The 21,489-nt window shown below is 40.5% G+C and carries 18 protein-coding genes; 13 read left to right on the top strand and 5 right to left on the bottom strand.

Annotated features, from left to right (window positions below; genetic code table 11):
- Positions 1–10: 10 nt before the first annotated feature.
- From QZ574_RS00390 to frr, 7 genes are all read left to right on the top strand, one after another.
- A complete protein-coding gene (locus QZ574_RS00390; protein ID WP_297085564.1) occupies positions 11–1,303 on the top strand; it encodes a glycosyltransferase family 4 protein in 1,293 nt (430 codons plus the stop codon).
- Positions 1,304–1,313: 10 nt separating this feature from the next.
- Positions 1,314–2,645, top strand: a complete 1,332-nt coding sequence (locus QZ574_RS00385; RefSeq protein ID WP_297085562.1) for a glycoside hydrolase family 57 protein — start codon at positions 1,314–1,316, stop codon at positions 2,643–2,645.
- Between the two features lie 150 nt (positions 2,646–2,795).
- Positions 2,796–5,369, top strand: coding sequence for an alpha-glucan family phosphorylase (gene glgP, locus QZ574_RS00380; RefSeq protein ID WP_297085560.1), 2,574 nt, complete (start codon positions 2,796–2,798; stop codon positions 5,367–5,369).
- A 180-nt stretch (positions 5,370–5,549) separates the two neighbouring features.
- Positions 5,550–6,125, top strand: a complete 576-nt coding sequence (locus QZ574_RS00375; protein ID WP_297085557.1) for an XRE family transcriptional regulator — start codon at positions 5,550–5,552, stop codon at positions 6,123–6,125.
- A 13-nt stretch (positions 6,126–6,138) separates the two neighbouring features.
- Positions 6,139–7,791 (top strand): AMP-binding protein, encoded by a 1,653-nt coding sequence (locus QZ574_RS00370; RefSeq protein WP_297085554.1) that lies wholly within the window; start codon positions 6,139–6,141, stop codon positions 7,789–7,791.
- A 432-nt stretch (positions 7,792–8,223) separates the two neighbouring features.
- Positions 8,224–8,934 (top strand): UMP kinase, encoded by a 711-nt coding sequence (pyrH, locus tag QZ574_RS00365; protein WP_297085552.1) that lies wholly within the window; start codon positions 8,224–8,226, stop codon positions 8,932–8,934.
- A gap of 107 nt (positions 8,935–9,041) precedes the next feature.
- Positions 9,042–9,605, top strand: a complete 564-nt coding sequence (gene frr, locus QZ574_RS00360) for a ribosome recycling factor (RefSeq protein WP_297085550.1) — start codon at positions 9,042–9,044, stop codon at positions 9,603–9,605.
- A gap of 91 nt (positions 9,606–9,696) precedes the next feature.
- Here frr and QZ574_RS00355 read toward each other — a convergent pair whose 3' ends face one another.
- Both QZ574_RS00355 and QZ574_RS00350 read right to left on the bottom strand, forming a co-directional pair.
- Entirely contained in the window at positions 9,697–10,341 is a 645-nt protein-coding gene (locus QZ574_RS00355; RefSeq protein WP_297085548.1) for a DUF3267 domain-containing protein, read from the bottom strand.
- Entirely contained in the window at positions 10,328–11,776 is a 1,449-nt protein-coding gene (locus tag QZ574_RS00350) for an oligosaccharide flippase family protein (RefSeq protein ID WP_297085546.1), read from the bottom strand. The genes QZ574_RS00355 and QZ574_RS00350 overlap by 14 nt, the downstream gene beginning before the upstream one ends.
- A gap of 97 nt (positions 11,777–11,873) precedes the next feature.
- Between QZ574_RS00350 and QZ574_RS00345 the strand changes: the two genes are divergently transcribed.
- From QZ574_RS00345 to QZ574_RS00325, 5 genes are all read left to right on the top strand, one after another.
- Positions 11,874–12,998: a glycosyltransferase family 1 protein gene (locus QZ574_RS00345; RefSeq protein WP_297085543.1), complete on the top strand. Its 1,125-nt coding sequence runs from the start codon at positions 11,874–11,876 to the stop codon at positions 12,996–12,998.
- Between the two features lie 70 nt (positions 12,999–13,068).
- Positions 13,069–13,680: a ribonuclease HII gene (locus QZ574_RS00340; RefSeq protein ID WP_297085541.1), complete on the top strand. Its 612-nt coding sequence runs from the start codon at positions 13,069–13,071 to the stop codon at positions 13,678–13,680.
- A 78-nt stretch (positions 13,681–13,758) separates the two neighbouring features.
- A complete protein-coding gene (locus QZ574_RS00335; protein WP_297085539.1) occupies positions 13,759–14,298 on the top strand; it encodes a sigma-70 family RNA polymerase sigma factor in 540 nt (179 codons plus the stop codon).
- Entirely contained in the window at positions 14,279–14,977 is a 699-nt protein-coding gene (locus QZ574_RS00330; RefSeq protein ID WP_297085538.1) for a hypothetical protein, read from the top strand. The genes QZ574_RS00335 and QZ574_RS00330 overlap by 20 nt, the downstream gene beginning before the upstream one ends.
- A 3-nt stretch (positions 14,978–14,980) precedes the next feature.
- A complete protein-coding gene (locus QZ574_RS00325; RefSeq protein WP_297085537.1) occupies positions 14,981–16,009 on the top strand; it encodes a hypothetical protein in 1,029 nt (342 codons plus the stop codon).
- 49 nt (positions 16,010–16,058) lie between these two features.
- Here QZ574_RS00325 and QZ574_RS00320 read toward each other — a convergent pair whose 3' ends face one another.
- On the bottom strand, positions 16,059–17,054 hold the full coding sequence (locus QZ574_RS00320) for a phosphatidylserine decarboxylase (RefSeq protein WP_297085536.1): 996 nt from the start codon (positions 17,052–17,054) through the stop codon (positions 16,059–16,061).
- A 124-nt stretch (positions 17,055–17,178) separates the two neighbouring features.
- On the opposite strand from QZ574_RS00320, the gene QZ574_RS00315 reads away from it, so the two are divergent.
- A complete protein-coding gene (locus QZ574_RS00315; protein WP_297085534.1) occupies positions 17,179–18,570 on the top strand; it encodes an FAD-dependent oxidoreductase in 1,392 nt (463 codons plus the stop codon).
- Between the two features lie 81 nt (positions 18,571–18,651).
- On the opposite strand, the gene rnhA is transcribed toward QZ574_RS00315, so the two are convergent.
- Both rnhA and QZ574_RS00305 read right to left on the bottom strand, forming a co-directional pair.
- Positions 18,652–19,113 (bottom strand): ribonuclease HI, encoded by a 462-nt coding sequence (gene rnhA, locus QZ574_RS00310; RefSeq protein ID WP_297085532.1) that lies wholly within the window; start codon positions 19,111–19,113, stop codon positions 18,652–18,654.
- Positions 19,114–19,278: 165 nt separating this feature from the next.
- Entirely contained in the window at positions 19,279–21,435 is a 2,157-nt protein-coding gene (locus QZ574_RS00305; protein ID WP_297085529.1) for a S46 family peptidase, read from the bottom strand.
- Between the last annotated feature and the right edge of the window lie 54 nt (positions 21,436–21,489).

Below are 21,489 nucleotides of genomic sequence, written 5' to 3'. Positions count from 1 at the left end.
AAAAGCGCGTATGAAAGTTTTAATGTTTGGATGGGAATTTCCTCCCCATATCTCAGGCGGATTGGGAACAGCCTGCTATGGGCTAACAAAAGGAATGTCGGAACTGAACGATGTTGATGTTACTTTTGTTGTGCCAAAAGCCTTTGGCGACGAGGACCAGACACGCATTAAACTGATTGGTGCTAACAATATACCGGTAACACAACAAACCGTTTCTTTTAACTCCACTTCCAATGCCATCGAGTACCTCGAAATAGACTCGCCAATTCTTCCGTATGTAAGCGAAGAACAGTTCTGGCAATTGAAAAGCCGGCGTTACACCCGTAAAACAAAATTTGTTGAGACCGACGATAACTCACGAATCAATTTTAGTGGTGGTTATGGCCCCGACCTGTTATCGGAAATAAGAGATTATGCATTGGTGGCCAGGGTGATAGCGGAAGAAAAGGATTTTGATGTTATTCATGCACACGATTGGCTGACCTATCCGGCCGGAATAGCAGCTAAAAATGTTAGCGGAAAACCGCTGGTAATTCATGTGCATGCTACCGATTTTGATCGTAGTGGTGGAGATGTTAATCCAAAGGTTTATGCCATAGAGCGCGAAGGAATGGAAGCCGCCGATAAGATTATAACCGTAAGTAATCTTACACGAAATATAGTAATCGAAAAATACGGTATTGCGCCCGAAAAAGTAATTACTGTTTATAATGCTGTTGAAGCGGTAGGCGATGAAAAAGGTAGCCTGCCCCCGAAAGGCGTGAATGATAAAGTGGTAACATTTTTAGGACGAATAACCATGCAAAAAGGACCGGGCTATTTTGTTGAAGCCGCTAACATGGTGCTTAAAAAAATGCAAAATGCACGCTTTGTAATGGCCGGTAGCGGCGATATGATGAACGAAATGGTAAGCCGGACAGCAGAACTGGGAATAGCCGATCGGTTTCATTTTACCGGCTTTTTAAAAGGTAACGATGTAAACGACCTCTTTAAAATGACCGATGTTTTTGTAATGCCATCGGTGTCGGAACCCTTTGGTATTGTGCCACTCGAGGCCATGCAATTAAATGTGCCCGTAATCATTTCAAACCAGTCGGGAGTGGCTGAGATACTGCAACATGCCATAAAAATCGATTTTTGGGATACTTATGCCATGGCCGATGCTATTTATGGTGTATTAAATTACCCCTCGTTGGCCCAACACTTTAAAAGTGAAGGTAAAAGCGAAGTGAATGAGTTAAAATGGATTTATTCTGCCAAAGAGGTACGAAAAGTTTACCTTAGTGCCATGCCAAACCATTAACCCGTAAATTATGAAATCAGTCTGTTTATATTTTCAAATACATCAACCTTTTCGTCACAGGCGTTATCGCTTTTTCGATATTGGTAACGATCATTATTATTACGACGATTATTCCAATGAAAGTATTGTGCGGCAAATTGCCGACAATTGTTATTTGCCCGCCAATAAATTATTGCTAAAGTTGGCAAAACAGCATGGCAGCAAATTTAAAGTTGCCTTTTCTGTTACCGGAGTGGCACTCGAGCAGTTTGAGCTTTATGTGCCCGAAGTTATCGAATCGTTTCAGGAACTGGCAAAAACCGGATGTGTTGAGTTTTTGGCCGAAACCAATTCACATTCGCTAAGTGCCTTAAAAGACCGCGATAGTTTTATAAGCGAAGTAAAAAGGCACGACGAACAGATTTTTCGTTTGTTTGGCCAACGGCCCAAAGTATTTCGTAATACCGAAATGATTTATTCGGACGAAATAGGCGATATGGTAGCAAAAATGGGCTATGCCGGCATTTTAACTGAAGGAGCAAAACACGTACTGGGATGGAAAAGCCCCAACTTTTTATATGTGAATGCCATAAATCCGAGATTAAAAGTATTAATGCGAAATTATAAAATGAGCGATGATATTGCTTTCCGTTTCTCGGATAAAAACTGGGATGAATACCCGTTAACCGCTGAAAAATTTACAGGATGGATGGAGAAAATCGGAGACAAAGAGGAAGTGCTTAATTTGTTTATGGGCTACGACACCTTTGGCTACCGCCACACCAAACAAAGCGGTATTTTTGCTTTTCTTGAAGCATTGGCAAAAGAAATTGTTAGCAGTAAAAGCATTAAATTTGCTGCACCATCCGAGCTGGTTAAAGAGCTTCAACCCATTTCAATGGTAAGTGTTCCGCATCCTATTTCCTGGTCGGATGAGGAGCGTGACCTGAGTGCCTGGATTGGCAACGGTATGCAAAAGGAAGCCTTTGGGAAACTTTATGACATGAATAAGCAAATGCAAAAATGTACCGATGCTACCTTGAAAAAAGACTGGAATTACCTGCAGGTGAGTGATCACTTTTTTTACATGTCGACAAAATATTTTACCGATGGTAATCCGCACAAATCCTATAATCATTTCGATTCGCCTTATGAGGCATTCATTAATTACATGAATGTGTTGAGCGATTTTAAAATAAGGCTAAATGCCCATGTGCCGGAAAACGAAATTGAAAACGAAATTGCATCGTTACACCGTCTGCTTGAAGAAAAGGAGGATAAAATAAAAAAGATGGAAGCCGATTTAAAACGACTGCAAAAGATGAAAAAACAAAAAAATACTATCCGCAGAAAGAAATCGTAATCTGTAGCAAACATTAAATTCATCAAAAGATAACTGTGTAAATAACACTTAGTATAAATGTTAGTTTAATTTTGCAGCTCGCTATAAGCAAGTTAGCAAAGGTGTTGCTTCAGTGGAGTAGCGCCGTTAACTATTAAAATTGAAAAGAAAATGGAAGAATTAAAGTTTATAAAAAACCCGGCTGTTGATGAGCCGGTATGGAAACGAATTATTGTAGAGTCGAATGTGCCGGAAAAACTTTCGCCACTTCGTGAACTGTCAAAAAATATTTGGTGGAGCTGGAATACAGAAGCCAGGGAACTTTTTGAATATATCGATCAGGAAGTTTGGGAAGAATGTGCGCACAATCCCATCGTGTTACTCGATCAGGTAGGTTTTAGCCGCTTTAAGGAGCTGGAAAACGATGAAGCCTTTATGGCGCGAATGAACGAGGTAAATGTCCGGTTTAATAAATACCTCGAAGAAAGAAAGAACCTGGCCGGTCCTGAAATCGCCTACTTTAGTATGGAGTATGGTTTACACGACAGTTTAAAAATATTCTCGGGTGGTTTAGGAATTCTTGCCGGCGATTACCTGAAAGAAGCCAGCGATATGAAAGTTAATCTGGTTGCCGTAGGTCTGTTATACCGCTATGGCTATTTCAGACAAAACCTAAACCTGCACGGCGAGCAAATGGCAATTTACGATGCACAGCAATTTTCGAAAATCCCCGTTCAGCCGGCATTGGATGCTAATGGCGAATGGGTAAAAGTAGAGGTGCAGTATCCCGGACGAACACTCATCGGACGTGTTTGGCAAACTTATGTTGGTTCAATAAAATTGTACCTGCTTGATGCTGATCATCACGAAAATAACGATGCCGACCGCTTTGTAACCCACCACTTGTATGGTGGCGACAATGAAAATCGTTTGAAACAGGAAATGTTGCTTGGCCTGGGTGGTATTCAGGCTTTAAATAAATTGGGTTACAAATCAGATGTATATCATTGTAACGAAGGGCATGCTGCTTTTATTGGCATCGAACGCATTGCCAACCTTATGGCCGAACAAAAACTATCGTACGCAGAAGCCAAGGAGGTGGTAAATGCTTCAACTGTATTTACTACGCATACACCGGTTCCGGCCGGACACGATTCCTTCCACAAAGATATGTTCAGGCATTACATGAATTTCTTCCCTGAAAAATTGGGAATTAGCTGGGAATCGTTTGAAATGCTTGGAAAAGCCAGGGCTGAAGAAGACCATTTTAATATGAGTTACCTCGCCAGTAACCTCTCGCAGGGAATTAATGGTGTTAGTATGTTGCATGGCGATGTTAGTAAAGCTGTACTTAAAAATCTTTATCAGGGATTCCTCGAAGAAGAACTGGAAATTGGCTATGTTACTAACGGAGTACACTACCCTACATGGGCGGCACAGGAATGGAAAGACATTCATAAAAAATATTTTGGAGAGGAGTTCCCGAATAACCAGTTGGATTTTGATGTTTGGAAGAAAATTTACAATGTTCCCGATCATGAAATTTGGGAACTGCGTAAAAAGTTACGTCAGAAACTGATCAACTACATCAAAGAGCGCTTCTCTGATAACTGGATTAAACGTTCTGAAAATCCAAAGCTCATCACCGAAATCCTTGGAAAATTAAATCCCAATACGCTGACCATTGGTTTTGCCCGACGGTTTGCTACCTACAAGCGTGCTCACCTGTTATTCCGTAACCTCGATCGACTGGCAAAAATTGTAAATAACCCTGATCGTCCGGTACAGTTTATTTTTGCCGGTAAAGCGCATCCGGCTGATAAAGCTGGACAGGACCTGATAAAAAATATTGTAGAAGTATCGAAACGTCCGGAGTTTAGAGGTAAAATTTTGTTTGTGCAGAATTACGACATGAACCTGGCAAAAATGTTATTACAGGGGGTTGATGTTTGGATGAATACACCAACCCGCCCGTTGGAAGCTTCGGGTACCAGTGGCGAAAAAGGTGTTATGAACGGAACCCTGCACTTTTCGGTACTCGATGGCTGGTGGGTTGAAGGTTACCAAAAAGATGCCGGCTGGGCTTTACCAGCCGAGCGCGATTATGATGTGCAGGATTTCCAGGACGAACTGGACGCAGAAACCATTTACAATATTCTTGAAGAAGAAGTTGTTCCGGCTTATTATAAACGCAACCAACAGGATGTTCCTGAAAAATGGATTAAATACGTTAAAAACACATTGGCCAATGTTTCGCCAAACTTTACTACTGCACGAATGATGCGCGATTATCAGGACCGGTATTACAATCCGCAATTTGATCGTTCGCAACGGGTTAACGCTGATGGTTTTAAATTAGCCAAAGAACTGGCAGCCTGGAAAGCAAAAGTAGCTACCAAGTGGCAGGAAATAGAGGTTAAGAATATTGAAATTATCGACGGAATTGCGCATACCATGATTATGGGCGATGAATACCCGGTAAAAGTATCGGTTGATTTGAAAGGTTTAAGTCCTGATGAAATTGGTCTGGAGTTGGTAATTACCGAAAGCAACGATGAGGGACAGGATAAAATTGTTAATACCATTGAGTTTAAACCGGAGAAATGTGAAGGAACCGGTTGCTGCTACAAACACACCATTCTTCCTGATCATCCGGGGTCGTTTTCATACAGTTTCAGGCTGTTTGCCAAACATCCTGAACTTCCGCATCGCCAGGATTTTAGGTTTATAAAATGGATAAGCTAATTCGTTTTAGTACATAAATAATAGTTGAAAAGGTGCTCGTTTGGGCACCTTTTTCTTTTTGTGGCCAACAAAATTGAAACGCAACAAAAGTTTCAAAATCACCCGAAGATAAAAATTGTTATTTGTGTCATTTTTACATTTCGGGCAAACTATTATTTTTACGACAAAATCAGACATCTTATGAAGAACCGAAAAGAGATTGGTAAAAAAATAAAAGAGTTTCGCGAGTTCAGGAAATTATCGCGCGAAGATTTGGCACTTCAGGCTAATCTGGATGATAGTCAATTGGAGTTAATTGAAGAAAAAGGAAACGTTCCATCCTTAGGTATTTTAATAAAAATATCGCGGGCAATGGGCGTGCGCATCGGTACTTTTCTCGATGACCACGATAAAATTGGACCGGCAATAGTTAAATCGGGCGAAGCCGCTGAAAGCTTTAGTTTCTCTACCGATGATGAAACAACGCGCGAGCACCTGAATTTTTTCTCCTTGTCGCAGGCAAAAGCCGGGCGGCATATGGAACCTTTCCTGGTTGATATCGAACCGGCGGAAGAATCGGATTATAAACTTTCATCGCACGAAGGCGAAGAGTTTATTTATGTGCTGGAAGGTAGTATTGAAATTAACTACGGGAAAGAAGTGTATCAGTTGGAAAAAGGCGATACCATTTATATCGATTCGATTGTGGCTCATAATATTCATGCCGCAGGCGATAGGTCAGCTAAAATTCTTGCCGTAATTTATACTCCTGTTTAATAAAAAGCTTTGCATGCAACTACTCGATTATACCCTGGGAAATATTCTGGAAAAGTGGGCATTTGAAACACCCGACAAAGATTTTATTGTTTATCCCGACCGCAACCTTCGTTTTTCGTACAAACAATTTAACGAAAGAGTTGACCGCTTGGCCAAAGGCCTTTTGTTTATTGGCATTAAACCGGGCGACAAGGTAGGGGTTTGGGCAAAAAATGTTCCCGATTGGACAACCTTAATGTTTGCTACCGCCAAAATTGGAGCTATTCTGGTAACGGTTAATACCAATTATAAATTGGCTGAACTTGAATATTTGCTTCAAAATGCCGACATAAACACCCTTTTTATTGTTGATGGATACCGCGACAGCGATTACGTAAAAATGATGTTTGAGCTGGTTCCCGAACTAAAAACACAAGCTCGCGGAAAACTAAAAGCGGAGAAATTTCCTGAATTAAAGAATGTGGGATTCATCGGACAGCAAAAGCATCGCGGAATGTATAACACCGATGAACTCATGTTGCTCGGTAGCCATGTTGACGATTTAGAGCTGGAAAGTGTAAAGGAAACGCTAAACTGCCACGATGTAGTGAATATGCAATACACATCAGGCACAACCGGTTTCCCTAAAGGTGTAATGCTTTCACATCATAATATTTTAAATAATGGTTTTGCCACCGGCGAGTGCATGAAGTATACCGAAGACGATCGTTTGCTGGTATGTGTGCCTTTGTTTCATTGCTTTGGTTGTGTGCTGGCAGTTTGTGCCATTGTTTCGCATGGAGCCACCATGGTATTTACTGAAGATTTTGATCCGCTGATGGTGTTGGCCTCCATTCAAAAGGAAAAATGTACGGCACTTTACGGGGTGCCAACCATGTTTATTGCCGAGTTAAACCACCCCATGTTTGATATGTTTGATCTCTCGTCGCTGCGAACCGGAATTATGGCCGGAGCTTTGTGCCCCATTGAAACCATGCGCCAGGTGATGGATAAGATGAACATGAAAGACATTATTATTGTGTATGGATTAACGGAAAGTTCGCCGGGGATGACTGCAACACGCACACACAATTCGGTGGAGGTGCGCGCTACAACAGTTGGTTTTGAGTTCCCGAATGTTGAAGTGAAAATTGTAAATCCGGAAACAGGAGAACTATGTGGGCCTGGTGAGCAGGGAGAAATCTGTTGTACAGGTTATAACGTAATGAAAGGGTATTACAATAATCCCGAGGCTACTGCAAAGGCTATTGATAAGGAGGGCTGGCTGCATTCGGGAGATTTGGCCATTAAAACAGAGGAAGGTTTTTATAAAATTACCGGACGTATTAAAGATATGATTATCCGTGGCGGAGAAAACATTTACCCGCGCGAAATAGAAAATTACCTTTACCGTTTGCCTCAGATTGAAGCGGTTGAAGTTGCCGGAGTGCCCAGTGCAAAATATGGCGAAGCCGTTGGAGCCTTTATAAAATTAAAGAAAGGAGAAACGCTTAGCGAAGAAGAAGTGGTTGATTTTTGCCGGGGAAATATAGCCCGGTTTAAAATTCCAAAATATATCTTTTTTGTAGAAGAATTTCCGATGACAGCCAGTGGCAAAATTCAGAAGTACAAACTCAGTCAGATGTCGGTTAAACTCTGTAAAGAAAGAGGAATAGAGATTGTTTAATTGATGGATAGTTATTGTCTATCAATAGCTGAATTTAATAAAAATAACTGAACACAAATTTCTGGTTTTTCAGCAGTTTTAATTTGCAAGTGTAAAAGGTTAAACGGTTAACAGATTATCGCATTCACATCATTTGGATGATGGTTTTTAGTAAAACGCTAATTAATACTTACACCTGTTAAAACACCCTGTTTTTCAATTGTTCAAGGCCTGATGTTTATCATGTTTGGGGTGTTGAAAAAAGGCAAAATTCGCACCCGTTCAGAAAAGCAGTTTTTTTATGAGTATTTAATTACCAATTCGAAGGGTAATTGATAAGACAGCACAGAGTTTTTTGAAGCCATTTGCAGCTAGCAGATGGCTTTTTTATTTACGTTTTATTCAAGTTCCAATTTATACTATATTTGTCCATCAAAATTCAATCAAACAATCATGGCAAAATTCAAACGCATTCTTTTAAAACTAAGCGGTGAGTCACTCATGGGTGATCAACAGTACGGAATTGATCAAAACCGGTTATCAGATTATGCCGAAGAAATAGCCACGTTAGTAAAATCCGGAATTCAGGTTGGAATTGTAATTGGTGGCGGAAATATTTTTCGCGGATTAAGTGGTGCTGCTAAGGGATTTGACCGAGTAAAAGGAGATCAGATGGGAATGCTGGCCACCGTTATTAATAGTTTAGCCTTAAATTCAGCATTAATCAGCCAGGGCGTAAAATCCAAAGTGCTCACTGCAATTCGTATGGAGCCCGTAGGAGAATATTATTCGAAAGATAAAGCTGTTGAAGCCCTTGCCAATGGCGAAGTGGTTATCATTTCGGGCGGAACAGGTAATCCGTATTTTACCACCGATACAGCCAGCGCATTGCGCGGAATTGAAATTGAAGCCGATGTGATGTTGAAAGGAACACGTGTTGATGGAATTTATACGGCCGATCCGGAAAAGGATTCTTCGGCAACCAAGTTCAGTAAAATTAGTTTTGATGAGATTTACAAGCGAAATCTGAGAATAATGGATTTAACTGCAACTACTCTTTGCAAAGAGAATAATTTGCCGATTTATGTTTTCAATATGGATCAAAAGGGTAATTTACAGCGAGTTATGAGTGGGGAAGAAATCGGAACCCTCGTTTATTGTTAACCTTGGTTTATTTGAAACAGGAATAAATTAATTAAAAAATTTTTGGGAATTTATATTTTTTCTATATTTGCTAACAGTCCACAGTTGGAAACTCAGTGTTTTAACCAATGCAAGAAGAAGTAGAGTTCGTTTTAGATCATTGTAAAGAGAAGATGGAGGCAGCCATAGAGCACCTCGAGAAAGAGTTAATTCACATTCGGGCAGGAAAAGCAAATCCGGCTATGTTGGATGGAGTTCATGTTGAATATTACGGTAGTCAAACGCCACTAAATCAGGTGTCTAATGTAAGTACTCCTGATGCACGTACCATTGCAGTTCAACCTTGGGAAAAGAATTTAATTCCCGAAATTGAAAAAGCAATTATAAACGCAAATTTGGGATTGAATCCCGATAATAATGGCGAGATTATCAGAATAAATATTCCGGTACTAACTGAAGAACGAAGAAAAGGCTTGGTAAAACAAGCTCATCAGGAAGGTGAAAATGCAAAAGTAAGCGTTCGTGGTGCACGAAAAGACTCTAATGACAGTCTGAAAAAACTTTTAAAAGAAGGTTTGTCGGAAGATTTAGAGAAAGATGCGGAAGCAGAAGTGCAAAGCTTAACTGATGAATACGGTAAGAAGATCGACGCCTTGGTAAAAGCCAAGGAAGAAGATATAATGACTATTTAATTGTTTCTAGTTTTCTGTTTTCTGAACATTGTTTAATTGTTTTCATGGCTTTGAGGCAGCTTGTAGAAGCTGCCTTTTTTTTGTCCTTTTTTTAGCGTTTTAGCTTTTTGTAGTAGTAGGTTTTTTTCTCCGCCCGGATATCGAAAGTATAAATATCGGCAAATTTCTCCCGGTAAAAAATGGATAACAAAGCCACATCGCCGGCACAAAATAAACTGTGCGCACACATTACAAAAGCAATTCCATAAATGGCCGGATGACCAAAAGTCAATAATATTCCAATAAAAGTGATAAACTTTACAACAATCAAAGGAGCGAGAGCTATTAAAGTAAATTGTTGTCGGTTCATAACAAATTGGTCGGCTTCGGCATAAAAAATAAACTTCTTAAAGTACGCTCCATAGTTAACTTTTGGCGCACCTGTATATTTTATAGCAAGACCATGTAGCAGTTCATGAAAAACTACTAAAATGGAAAAGCAAAATATGAGTGCAGCTAAACACCAATAAAGGGGTGCCGGATTCGATTTAAAAGCCAAAAACACCGAAAAGCTAAAAATTGCAGTTCCCAATGTTATCATTACCAACTGGTAAATCATGTAACGTTTTACCAATTTTCCACCGTTAAGAGTTTGGTCAATAACAAATTCTTTTATGTTGCTGTGGTGCAATTCTGCGACCTGCTCGTATTGGTCACTGTTTTTTAGTTCATCTATTGTTGGATTATTCCTGGTCATATCGAATAATCTGGTAAAGGTTTCTGATATTAAAAAGGCGAAGTACGACAGCAAGTAACAATGAACCGAAGATGGTTACCAGAAAACCAGAAAACCAATGTTGTAATTGTAAAGACAAAAATGCCAGTATAATGGTTCCTGAGGTGAAAACGCTTAGCTGAATTATAAAGCTTATTTTGGGTTTTAGTTTAAAAATCAGACAAGCCAAAATAAGTTGGGCAAAACCGGTAAACAATTGTGTGCATAAACTGGCATAGGCCGATCCGTAAGCCATAAAACGTGGAATAAGTACCAGGTTGAGAACAATATTCAGAAGCATACCAAAAAATGCCATAATGTTCAGTTGTTTCAGACTTCCGTTTGCCGTAAGTAAGGTGCCAAAAATATAGGTGCATGCAATACCAACAAACCCAATCATGAGTATGCCCAGTAATCCCGATGATTTCTCGGTGTTCGACGTGTAGAGCGTTGCCATAATCTGATTGCTGTAAAAAATGCTGGAAACAGCGATAATTATTGCCGGAATAATTAGCAGCGTAAATGATAGCTGAGCCATCTGTCCAACTTTCTCTTTCAGCTTAATCATTCGCGAAAAAATGGGAAGCAGTAGTCCGGCAAATAATAATCCGAACATCGAAACGGCATCAAGTAAACGAAAAGCCTGGGCATAAATGCCTGCCTGTTGTTTTCCGATGGGATGAGGAAGCAAGCGTTCGAGCATTACTGAATCGATTCTGTTGTAAAAAGACATGAGCAAAATAAGCAATGCATAGGGGTATGACTTCCGAAGAAAGACACTAAAGAAACTTCGATCGAAGCGGATTTTTATACGCCCCGATTTGCTTAGTACAATTCCTAAGGTAATTAGGGCTGTTAAAACATAGGCAATACTTTGGGCGTATACAAACCAGTTGATATTGAATTGAATACCTGTCCAGTTGGTAAAAAGTAAAATGCTGCAAATAACCAACATGATGCTGCGGTCGAGTACCGAAATAAAACTATCAGTACGAAAAAAATGGAGGGCACTGATATTGGAGCGCAGGTAAAGCGTAAACGAGATAAGGAATTGATTTAGAATAAGAAAAAGAAGCAGGTGAAATTGAATATTGTTATAGCCGATAATGGCTGCAATTCCTAAACTAAAAATGGCATAAACCACCGCTAAAACCAGTTTTAACCCAATAATGTTGGAGAGGTGTTTCGGAAGCAAAAAATTGTGCTGGGCAATGTTACGGTTATTGTAATTGGTAATCCCCAAATCCAGAAAAATATTCAGCAACATCGAAAAGTTGAATAGGGCAAAGTAAAGGCCGTAACTTTCGTCGCCAACAGTATTTTGAACGGTTCTGTCGATGCCAAAAATCCAAAAAGGTTTAATCAGCAGATTCAGAAAAAGTAATAATATCAGGTTAGTAACAAATTTACGTTTCAAAACACCATGTTTGTTGAATAGTACCTTTAATTTGAACGCTTAAAAGTAACAAATATTTGAACAGACTTTGTACATTTACGAAAAATCGACAGCGCCCATGGTTATTGCCGTAAATACCCGTTTATTATTAAAAGGAAAGCTTGAAGGAATAGGTTGGTTTACTTATGAAACTCTCAAGCGAATGACGATTAACCATCCGGAGCATGAGTTTATTTTTATGTTCGACCGGGCCTATAGTCAAGACTTTATTTTTGCAGAAAATGTAACTCCTGTGGTAATTGGGCCACCTACGCGTCATCCGGTTTTATGGTATTTGTGGTTTGAATACCAGATTCCAAGGGTGCTCAAAAAGTACAAAGCAGATTTGTTTCTCTCGCCCGATGGGTATTTGTCGCAACGTACCACTGTGCCGCAACTTGGTGTAATTCATGATATTAATTTTGTGCATCGGCCCGATGATTTGCCTTGGTTAAAGGCAAAGTATTACAACCATTATTTTCCAAAATTTGCAAGTTTGGCTAAACGTATTGCCACTGTTTCTTTTTACTCAAAAGAAGATATTACCCGGTCGTTTAAGGTTGATTATGATAAAATTGACGTTGTTTACGATGGTATTAATCAGATATTTGAGCCCATTTCGGACGCCGAGAAGCAAAAAGCACGTGAAACTTATGCGGATGGCTCGGAGTATTTTTTATTTGTTGGCGCCTTGCATCCCCGAAAAAATGTGTGTGGTTTGTTAAAAGCGTTTGATGCTTTTAAAAGCGTGGTTAACGATCGGACAAAACTGGTTATTGTTGGCGGAGAGATGCACAAAACAGGGCCAATTTTTGAGACTTACGAAAATATGCGGCATAAAAGCGATGTGGTTTTTACCGGGCGGGTGGCAACGCGCGATTTGCATGATATTTTTGGTGGAGCGTTGGCGTTGGCTTTTGTTCCGTTTTTTGAAGGTTTTGGAATTCCAATTGTTGAGGCAATGAGTGCCGGTATCCCGGTTATTTGTTCCAATACCACATCGATACCCGAGGTTGGAGGAAACGCTGTGCTTTATGCCGATCCGCTGAAGATTGACCAGATTACCGATGCAATGCTACGCATTTATAACAATCCTGAGTTGCAAAAAGAATTAGTGGAAAAAGGTTTTGTGCAAAAAAATAAATTTAGTTGGGATGAAACAGCCCGCTTACTGTGGATGAGTGTTGAGAAGTCTCTTCAGTAACACTTTAAATAGCAGAAACAAACAATTTATCAGTTTAACTTTGCTACAGTTTTAGCTTTACCTTCTTAAAATGGAAAAACAAAAACTACTTCCTTTTTATAAACAAAATACCATTGAGGCCGGATGTGATGAGGCTGGGCGAGGATGTTTGGCTGGCCCCGTTTTTGCAGCCGCTGTAATTCTGCCACAAAACTTTGAAAATGAGCTGCTAAACGATTCAAAAAAACTGAGCGAAAAGCAACGCTATCAACTTCGTCCAATTGTTGAACAACAGGCCTTGGCCTATGCAGTGGTGGCTGTTGACAATCGGGAAATTGATGAGGTAAATATCTTGAATGCTTCGTTTTTAGCGATGAACCGGGCAGTTACACAACTTGGAATAGAGCCGCAACACCTGCTGATTGATGGAAACCGTTTCAGAACAAAAAGTAAAATACCTTATACCTGCATGATAAAAGGCGATGGCCGTTTTTATTCCATTGCGGCAGCCTCAATTCTTGCCAAAACCTATCGCGATGATTTTATGGCAAAGATCCACCAGGAATATCCTCAATTCGCTTGGAATAAAAACAAAGGTTACCCGACAAAAGCACACCGCGCTGCCATAAAAGCACATGGCCCAACTCCTTATCATCGAATGACTTTTCGCTTGTTAGACGAGCAACTTTCGCTTGATTTCTAATTTTTTTTATGCCCCCGGGCAACGTTTTATACCTAACTTGCATTTTTAGGTTGAAAACAAATTGCAAGAAAAGGCTTCGTGAAGGTTCAAAAATTAATTCATAATAGCGCAAAAGGCGACCAACGGGCACAAAAACAGTTTTTCGACAGGTATGCCGACCAACTGTTTGCAGTGGCAAAACGTTATGCCGTTTCGCATGAGCTGGCCGAAGAGGCGTTGTTTCAGGCTTTCCTCAAAATTTTTGAGAAGCTACCGGAATTTGAATTTATAAATGAGACGGCTTTTTATGGCTGGTTAAAACGAATAGTAATTAACCAGTGCCTTATGAGCAGGCGAAAAGAACTGAATACACTTTATAAGCTGGAAACGATTGACGAGGAGAGGTACGACACCCTGTTTTATGAAGAAAGTAACCACGAAGCTTTAATTGAGCTGGTAAATGAACTGCCGGATGGATACCGAACGGTGTTTTTAATGAATGCTGTTGATGGTTATGCGCATAAAGAAATTGCAAGCATGCTGGGAATAACGGAAAACACTTCGCGCTCGCAGTTTTTTAAAGCAAGAAAACTTTTACAAAAGAAAATTAACAAGGAATATGGGCAATCTGGAACATAACATAAAAGAGGCATTTGCCGCACAGGATGCCAATTCAAAAATGGCGAATAAGGAGGAACTGTGGAGCCGCCTGGCTACCACAATGCATCAGCGAAAAGGGGTGGCGGCATTTTGGCGCGTGGCAGCAGTTTTTCTCGGATTGTTGTTAGGTGCAGGCGTTTTTGCGGGCATTGGCAACAGGGCAAAACAACAGGCCTCCATTGAGAGCTTAACGATTGAAAGGCAGCGTTTGCTTACAGCTGTTGATTCTTTAAAGTTACTGCAGCTTGCGGAAAAAGAGCCTGTAGTTCAGGTTGTTGAAAAAGAGAGAATAGTTTATCAGGAGAAGATAGTTTGCAAAAATACGGGTAAGCCGAATACCGGTTGGGAGCAAAAATACCTGGCTTTGTCAGATTCAATTCATCAATATTCGAAAACTGAGGATAATTTCCGGCAAGAAATAGAAAACTTAAAAAAGCAGTTGGCAGAAAGCGAACAACAGGTTTTAGCATTGGAAAAGCAACTTGCCAAAGACGAGGGGGGTCAGCAATCAGCTCCCTTTGAGTTGAAAAGTGAACGGATTCAACTCGATATTCAGAAAAAACCAACCGTAAAAACGCCCGAAATGGAGATGAAAGTATTTCAGAAAAGTTTTATAGAAAACAGAAACAATTTAAACAAAAACATTTTTAACAAGTAAGTCATGAAAACAATTATTACAGTGCTGTTTTTACTCCTTCTTTCGCAAACGGTTTTGGCCATGGAAGGCTACCATAAAGGCGACACTATTTGGTATAAGTTTGATAATATGCTGATTGAGGTAGCCAGTACTAATGCTATGCGCAAAATTCCCGGAGAAGTGAGCATGGATATTCGAATCCGGCAAATTCAGCAAGTGTTATCGGAAATTAGTATTGAAGAACCTTCTGAAGATGAGCGGATAATCATAACTTTTCAGGAACAGGGAGAGGATATGTGGGTATGGAATTTTAAAGAAATTGCATTTGCAAATACGAAAAGGAATAGCAAAACACTGGTTGTTTTTGAAGATGGATCGACCTACGAGAAAGACTATGGGCGTTATTGTGTTTTCTTTTCGTACCGCGCCATGGAGATGAAAATTTATGTTGACGAATTGGATGATTTGAACTATTTCTTTTCCGAGGATTTTAAAAACAAAACCAAAATGGCATCAGCATTCCTTGCAGGCAAATTTGAAGAAAAGGAACGCAAAAAGATTATTGCCTGGTTAGATTTACGGGGCGATGAAGTAAAAGCAAATTTCAGTAGCCGTGGCCAGCAAAATTACGACATGTTGCTACTATCGGCCGGAATTGGTTCGGGCTGGGTGAAAAACACCTTTGTTTCAGATGTTACCTTGCGTATGGGGCTATCGTTCGGTAAAAAGGGCTTGTACAAAAATGCCTATTATATTGATTGGAATATGATGTACGATTTTTCGGAATCAAACGACAGCAAATTTTTTGAACTCAACCATTTTGTTTCGTTAAGCTACGACAGGAACTTTTCAAACAATCCGGAACAGGATAAATGGTATGGATTTTCGGTGGGTTACCTGGTAAAACGAAATAACGATTTTTTTAAGGAGAATACTTTTCGGATTGCTATCAATAAAAAAGTAAACGATACATTTTCGGTAAAACCCGAGTTGTATTTCAACGATTTCTTTAAAAATGTTTACCCCGGAATTCGAGTGTCGGTGGCATTTTAAAAACAAAAAACAATTCAATCCAGTGATAGTATGGCTCAAAGTCATGCTATCACGTCTTTCCTGAAGAAGCAATTTTTTCGCCAACCTTAACGGTGGTTTCCATGCTTTTTTTTGTGTTTTCTATCAGGTCGGCATCAAAGGTGATTGTTCCTTTTTCGAACAACAAAACCAGTGTTGATCCGCCAAACGAAAAATAACCTTTTTCGTCTCCTTTTTTTACCTCGGAATTAGCCGGGTAGGTTTGCGTTATTCCTCCAACCATTGTTGCGCCAACATCAACAATCAGGATGTCGCCATATTCTTTGGTTGAAAGTGTGCAGTGTTCGCGTTTGTTTTCGCAAAAAATGCGTAAGCTGCCCCGCAAAGCCAATGGCGATACCGAAAAGTAGTGCCCGTTTATTTTTACCGACTGGGAAGCAATACCGTTGGCCGGAAAGTGGTAGCGGTGGTAGTCGGCAGGGGCAAGACGAATAATCGCCATCGATCCGTTCACATATTTTTTAGCCAGATTTTTATCCTGAAGAAAGGTTGCTAAGGTAAACTCAGCGCCTTTAACAAAAAAAGAAGACAGGTCTTTTTGTGAGGGAAACACGAGTATTTTTCCATCGGCAGGCGAAACAATTTCTGCTTCAATTGGGCGGACTTCGGGTTTAATCTTTCGGTAAAAAAAGTCGTTAAACGAATGGTAATCTTCTATGTTGCTTCGTCGGTACTCGCTTAAATCAATGTTCTGGTCTTTCACAAAACCTGGAATTCGTTTTGAAGAGAAAGCTGTGTTCATATACCAGCCACCCAAAGCCGATACAATTTTACGTTTAAAAAGAAGCTGTAAAGCCGCTTTCCCTGAACCCGAAGTGTAAAGCCATTTTAAAGTACCTTCGCTGGGTACATTTTCTGTCTTTCTTTCTCCACTTGTCCTGTCAATGTATTCAATCTTGTCCATGTTTGTATTTTCCCGGGCATTATCAGTCAGCGTGGCTTCCTGCCTGTTACAGGCAAAAAGATGGATGCACAAAACAATACTCAGCAATTTAATAATCTTCAAACTTAAACCTTGTAGTAAATAATTAACAAGCAAAGTTAATGCTTCGCAGCAGAAAAAGTGTAAACGGCTTGTATTTAGTTCAAAATGTTTACTTTTACATTTTGGGTAACCAAAAAATATTTCAATGCAATCTCATTTCGATGTAATAATAGTTGGTGCCGGTCCTGCCGGCATTTTTACTGCTTACGAATTAGTAAAAACCAAGCCCGGGCTAAAAATTCTGATGCTCGAAAAAGGCCCGAATATTTATAAACGAAAGTGTCCAAAACATACCAATGGAGGTGTTTGTGTTCATTGTAAACCCTGCAATATTACAACAGGGTGGGCCGGGGCAGGAGCATTTTCAGATGGCAAGCTGTCGCTGTCGCACGAAGTTGGTGGAACCATTTCAGACTACATTGGCATTGAGGCAACCAACGAACTGATAAAATATACCGACCGGATTTACCTTGAATTCGGTGGCGATCCGGCTGTGCATGGCGAAGAGATAACACCGGCTATGCGCGAAATTCAGAAAAAATCAATCGAAGCTAATCTTCGCCTGGTACATTGCCCCGTTCGTCATCTCGGAACCGAAAAAACACAATCGCTTTACAAAGCACTCTACGATTTTATTGTGAAACAAGGGGTAGAGGTTCTTTTCAGAAAACCGGCACTCGATTTTGAATTTAATAACAGTACCATTACTGCAGTGCTTACCAAAGATGCGAAGTACAGTGCTGATAATGTGGTTGTTGCGGTTGGCCGCGAAGGGTCGGACTGGCTATTAAAAAAGTGTGAGCAACACAACATCGGCACCGAAGTAGGAATTGTTGATATTGGCGTGCGTGTAGAATGCCGCAACGAAATTATGCAGGAAATTAACGATAATTTCTACGAAGCCAAACTGGTGCATTACACCAAAACTTTTGATGATAAGGTGCGCACATTCTGTTCAAATCCAGGTGGTTTTGTATCATCAGAGTATTACGATAATAATTTGGCAGTGGTTAACGGGCACAGTTACAAAGACCTGAAAAGTAGCAATACCAATTTTGCGTTGCTGGTTTCGCAAAAATTTACCGAGCCTTTTAATGCGCCAATCGATTATGGTAAGCATGTTGCCGATATGGCCAATATGCTTACGCAACATAAAATTTTGGTACAACGGTTTGGCGACCTTATCCGTGGCAGGCGAACAACACCCGAGCGGCTTTTCCGTAATAACATTATACCTACCCTGAAAGATGCTGTACCCGGCGATTTAAGCCTTGTGCTTCCGTACAGAATAATGACTGATATTGTTGAAATGATACAGGCATTGGATAAAGTTAGCCCCGGTTTGGCTAGCGATGAAACATTGCTTTACGGTATTGAAGTGAAATTTTATTCGAATAAAATTAAGGTGAATAAAGCTTTTCGGACGGAAAGTATTAAAAATCTGTACGTTGGGGGCGATGGGGCAGGCATTACCCGCGGCCTGATGCAGGCATCGGTTAACGGCATATTAATGGCCCGCGAAATTGTAAACCAATAGTACCGCATACTGTTATGGTGATTTTGAAGAAATAGAATTCAGCTACTTATTCCTGGTTCTCAAAGCTGTTTTAAACAGTTCTTAATTTGGCTGGTAACCTTTGTCTTCAAGCAAGTCGGTTTGCAACGACGCTTCAACGGCAAGCTCATCGCAGCGTTCGTTTAACGGATTGTTGGCATGGCCCTTTACCCACACAAATTTTACCACGTGTTGTTTGTAAATCTCGAGGAAGCGCATCCACAGGTCGGCATTTTTTTTGCCTTTAAAACGTTTTTTTAACCAGTTAAAAACCCAGCCTTTTTCTACTGCGTCGGCCACATATTTCGAGTCGGTATAAATGGTGACCTCGCTGCCCGGAATTTTAAGCGTTTCCAAGGCAACAATTACCGCAAGCAATTCCATGCGGTTGTTGGTGGTTAGTTTATACCCTTCGGATAGTTCTTTGCGGTATTGCCCCGAGAGTAAAACAATGCCGTATCCGCCGGGGCCGGGATTTCCACGAGACGCTCCATCGGTATATATGGTTATTTTTGGACGAGCCATTTTATTTATTGCAGTGAGATTAGAAGTACAAAGAAGTGAGTATTCTTTTTAATAAACAAACTTTGTTTTTATTCGTCGCATTGCTCACTATTCCTAATCTCAGGTATGAGCAACAAAAAACCCCGCCAAAATTGACGAGGTTTTTACTAAATATATTGAATCCGCTTAGCGAACAATAGTCATTTCATCAATCAGGTTTTGTGCACCGGCGTAAATGTCAACCACCCAAAGCACAAACCGTATGTCAACATTGATACAACGTTGCAGCTTGTCTTCAAAATCAAGGTCGCCGCTCATGGCTTCCCAGTTGCCATCAAAAGCAATACCAATTAACTCGCCTTTTCCGTTAATTACAGGGCTTCCCGAGTTTCCTCCGGTAATGTCGTTGTCGGTAATAAAACAGGTACGTAGTTTACCGTCTTCATCGGCATACTGTCCGAAATTTTCATCCAGCAACAGTTCTTTCATTCGGGCAGGTACGTCAAATTCATAATCGCCCGGAATTTCTTTCTCCAGGTAGCCATCGGTTGTGGTGTAATACTTATACGTTACGCCATCGCGCGGGTCGTAAGGCATTACGGTGCCGTAGGTTAATCGCATGGTTGAATTGGCATCCGGATAGAATTTTTTGTCCGGTTGCATTTCCATTAATCCCGCCACAAATAATCTTCTTCCTTTTAGCAGTTTATCGTTGCCGCTTCTTAGTTTCATCGATGTTGAACGGTACATATCAAAAATATCGCTGGCTGCTGCCAGTGCCATATCCTTCTTCAAAACTTTTGCTGATGGAGCCTCAAGAAATGCAGCTAATTCTTCTTTGCTGTCAAAAATGGTTTTTTGGAACATTTTTGCAGCATATTTTTCATAGTCGCCTTTATACTTTTGCTGAATTTCATTAAAGAAATCAGGGTGGAAGGCTGAAGGATTATTTTGTGCGTAAATTTCAAGCAGGGCAGCAACAATTTTTTCGTCGGTAGCAGCATCGTAATCTTTAAAATAGCCATCTAACGAGGCTTTTAAACGAGCCGTAAATGCTTCAATTTTATCTTTGTTTTCTTCGGGTTTCTCCAGCAAATCCATTAACTGGCTGGCACGCGATGCAAACATAAAAATCTCCGGGCCCCGCAAAAGAGCTTCAGCTGCATATTCCATTGCTTTTTCAGCTTCTACATTTTTATAAGCCTCTTCAATTAGCGGAAGTGCTTCACCATACTTTGCTTTGCGCTCGCTGTTGGCATTTACCCACTGGCTAAACTCTTGCTCCAGTTCTTCTTTCTGAGCAATAATGCCAAGCTTTGTTAAGGCTTCGTTTTGGCCAATGGCATTTTTATAGTAGTTGGCACTACGTGCGTGTTTCGATGCATATTGGATTTTTGCCTTCTGGCTGGTGGCCATATAATCGGCAATAATGTCCAGTTTTTTCTCGCGAACAGTAATACGTGCCGTATTGGTTACTTTCATGGTATAGTCGATACCCCACGATGTTTTGTAACGGTTTGTTCTGCCCGGGTAACCAAACACCATGGCAAAATCATCCTCTTTCACTCCTTTTAGCGAAATAGGCAGGTGATATTTTGGCTGGTAAGGAACATTGTCTTCTGCATATTCGGCCGGCTTCCCATCAGGCCCGGCGTAAACACGAAACATGGCAAAATCGTTGGTATGACGAGGCCACATCCAGTTGTCGGTATCGCCACCAAATTTACCAAGTGCTTGTGGAGGGGCACCTACCAAACGCACATCCTTAAAGGTTTCGGTTACAAACAGAAAGTATTGATTGGCATTAAAAAAATCTCTGATGTAAACTTCGAAGTGGGTATCGCCTTTTGCTTCTTTTTCCAACTCGTGAATAGTGGCATCAATTTTCTGTGCCCGTTCACTTTCGCTCATTTCAGCATTAACTTCAGCCAAAACTTTTGCCGTAACATCTTCAACCGATACAAGAAAAGTTACTGTTTTACCCGGATTCGGAAGCTCTTCTTCTTTCGACATTGCCCAAAAACCATCCTGAAGGTAATCGTGCTCAACGCTCGAGTGTTGTTGAATTTCGCCAAATCCGCAGTGATGGTTGGTTAAAAGCAGTCCATCTTTTGAAATGACTTCGGCGGTACAAGAACCGCGGTCGAGGGCAACAATTGCATCTTTAAGGCTCGATTGATTAATGCTGTAAATATCTTCAGCACTCAACTCGCACCCCATATTTTGCATGGTGTTAATGTTTAACTTGTGAATTAACGAAGGTAGCCACATGCCTTCTTTTGCAACTGCCGAGCTAAAAATGAAAACAGTCAGCAGCAGTAGTAAATTTAATTTTCTCATCATATTACTTGTTCTAATCTAAATTTTGTTGCAAATATAGTTTTTCAGAATACTTAA

The sequence above is a fragment of the uncultured Draconibacterium sp. genome, from assembly GCF_913063105.1.
GTDB lineage: Bacteria > Bacteroidota > Bacteroidia > Bacteroidales > Prolixibacteraceae > Draconibacterium.
The sequence above is the reverse complement of the archived record's forward strand: the minus strand, read 5'-3'. Positions and strand labels throughout refer to the sequence as shown.

Bases quoted from the DNA above. Each gene is read 5' to 3' on its own strand.
- QZ574_RS00390 (WP_297085564.1), top strand. From the start codon at position 11: ATGAAAGTTTTAATGTTTGGATGGGAATTTCCTCCCCATATCTCAGGC.
- QZ574_RS00385 (WP_297085562.1), top strand. From the start codon at position 1,314: ATGAAATCAGTCTGTTTATATTTTCAAATACATCAACCTTTTCGTCAC.
- glgP (WP_297085560.1), top strand. From the start codon at position 2,796: ATGGAAGAATTAAAGTTTATAAAAAACCCGGCTGTTGATGAGCCGGTA.
- QZ574_RS00375 (WP_297085557.1), top strand. From the start codon at position 5,550: ATGAAGAACCGAAAAGAGATTGGTAAAAAAATAAAAGAGTTTCGCGAG.
- QZ574_RS00370 (WP_297085554.1), top strand. From the start codon at position 6,139: ATGCAACTACTCGATTATACCCTGGGAAATATTCTGGAAAAGTGGGCA.
- pyrH (WP_297085552.1), top strand. From the start codon at position 8,224: ATGGCAAAATTCAAACGCATTCTTTTAAAACTAAGCGGTGAGTCACTC.
- frr (WP_297085550.1), top strand. From the start codon at position 9,042: ATGCAAGAAGAAGTAGAGTTCGTTTTAGATCATTGTAAAGAGAAGATG.
- QZ574_RS00355 (WP_297085548.1), bottom strand. From the start codon at position 10,341: ATGACCAGGAATAATCCAACAATAGATGAACTAAAAAACAGTGACCAA.
- QZ574_RS00345 (WP_297085543.1), top strand. From the start codon at position 11,874: ATGGTTATTGCCGTAAATACCCGTTTATTATTAAAAGGAAAGCTTGAA.
- QZ574_RS00340 (WP_297085541.1), top strand. From the start codon at position 13,069: ATGGAAAAACAAAAACTACTTCCTTTTTATAAACAAAATACCATTGAG.
- QZ574_RS00330 (WP_297085538.1), top strand. From the start codon at position 14,279: ATGGGCAATCTGGAACATAACATAAAAGAGGCATTTGCCGCACAGGAT.
- QZ574_RS00325 (WP_297085537.1), top strand. From the start codon at position 14,981: ATGAAAACAATTATTACAGTGCTGTTTTTACTCCTTCTTTCGCAAACG.
- QZ574_RS00315 (WP_297085534.1), top strand. From the start codon at position 17,179: ATGCAATCTCATTTCGATGTAATAATAGTTGGTGCCGGTCCTGCCGGC.
- rnhA (WP_297085532.1), bottom strand. From the start codon at position 19,113: ATGGCTCGTCCAAAAATAACCATATATACCGATGGAGCGTCTCGTGGA.
- QZ574_RS00305 (WP_297085529.1), bottom strand. From the start codon at position 21,435: ATGATGAGAAAATTAAATTTACTACTGCTGCTGACTGTTTTCATTTTT.